The sequence below is a fragment of the Streptomyces coerulescens genome, assembly GCF_042657965.1.
In the GTDB taxonomy this organism is placed as follows: Bacteria; Actinomycetota; Actinomycetes; order Streptomycetales; family Streptomycetaceae; genus Streptomyces; species Streptomyces coerulescens.
On record NZ_JBHSKM010000060.1, the window covers coordinates 1 to 535 of the forward strand.

General features: G+C 72.7%; 1 protein-coding gene. It reads right to left on the bottom strand.

The features are described 5' to 3' along the window. The coding region (locus ACFPQ9_RS44570; RefSeq protein ID WP_380866201.1) for a beta-ketoacyl synthase N-terminal-like domain-containing protein at window positions 1–535 on the bottom strand (535 nt) is incomplete at both ends.

Below are 535 nucleotides of genomic sequence, written 5' to 3' on the forward strand. Positions count from 1 at the left end.
CACCTCGGCCGGTGACAGACCGGCGTTGGCGAGAGCCTGGCGGATCACGCGCTGCTGGGAGGGCCCGTTGGGCGCGGTGAGACCGTTGGACGCCCCGTCCTGGTTGACGGCACTGCCCCGCACCACCGCGAGCACCGGCCGCCCCAGCCGGCGTGCCTCACTCAGCCGCATCAGCACGAGCACGCCCGCACCCTCGGACCAACCCGTACCGTCCGCCGCCTCCGCGAACGCCTTGCACCGGCCGTCCGACGCCAGCCCGCCCTGTCGGGAGAACTCCACGAAGGTGGCCGGCGAGGCCATGACCGTCACTCCGGCGGCGAGGGCCGTGTCGCACTCCCCCGACCTGAGCGACTGGCACGCCAGATGCAGTGCCACGAGCGACGACGAGCACGCCGTGTCCACCGTCACCGCCGGGCCCTCGAAGCCGAACACGTACGAGACCCGCCCCGAGAAGACGCTGCCCGCGTTGCCGTTGGCCAGCAACCCCTCGATCTCGTCCGGTGTCGCCGGCAGCCGGGAGGCGTAGTCGTGGTAC